The sequence below is a fragment of the Haliea sp. E1-2-M8 genome, assembly GCF_030649675.1.
GTDB lineage: Bacteria > Pseudomonadota > Gammaproteobacteria > Pseudomonadales > Halieaceae > Haliea.
The window spans coordinates 1-808 of the sequence record NZ_JAUTDR010000083.1 but is presented as its reverse complement, the minus strand read 5'-3'; the positions used below and the strand labels follow the sequence as shown (position 1 = coordinate 808).

Below are 808 nucleotides of genomic sequence, written 5' to 3'. Positions count from 1 at the left end.
TGCGTATTCCGGACCAACGTGACCACTCATTCCGTTTCAACGTGACCGCCTGTTCCGGGTGATCGTGACCGCCCATTCCGTTTCATCGTGACCGATTTTGGGGCTTTCCCCGGAATCACCGGTCACGTTGCCGGAACCGGCGGTCACGTTCGTCCGGAATCTCACCTAACTCGCTGGAATTCTTAACGAAATAACGGCATACCCGTTCCCTTTTGCCTGCCAGGAGGGACGAATGCCCGGATCGAGGATTCCAATGCGTAAGATCATGGATATTTTGCGCCTCAAATATGAGGCCAAACTCAGTAACGAGAAGATCGCCCGGGCCTGTGGCGTCTCCAAAGGTGTGGTCTGCAAGTACCTCCACCTCGCCGAGGCCCGTGGGGTTGGCTGGCCTGCCCCGGAGGGCACCGACGAGGCCCAGATAGAGCGACTGCTGTTTCCGGCGGTGCAACCACCTTCTCGGTTTGTCGAACCGGACTGCTTCGCCATCCACCAGGAACTCAAGCGCAAGGGCGTGACGCTACAACTGCTGTGGGCGGAATACGTGTCCGTACATGAGGCAGCGGCTTACCGCTACAGCCAGTACTGTCACCGCTACCGGCTATGGCGCCAGCAGCAGCGGCGCAGCATGCGGCAGATACATCGTGCCGGTGAGAAGACCTTCATCGATTACTGCGGCCCCACCGTGCCGGTAGTCTGCCGGCAGACGGGCGAAACACGTACCGCACAGGTCTTTGTGGCGGTGCTCGGCGCCTCCAGCTACACCTACGCCGAGGCCACCTGGAGTCAGGGCCTCCCGGATTGGATC

The 808-nt window shown here is 60.3% G+C and carries 1 pseudogene; it reads left to right on the top strand.

Annotation, left to right across the window (positions count from 1 at the left end):
• Window positions 1-253: 253 nt before the first annotated feature.
• Window positions 254-808: pseudogene (locus tag Q6D67_RS21640) on the top strand (IS21 family transposase); the annotation flags it as partial.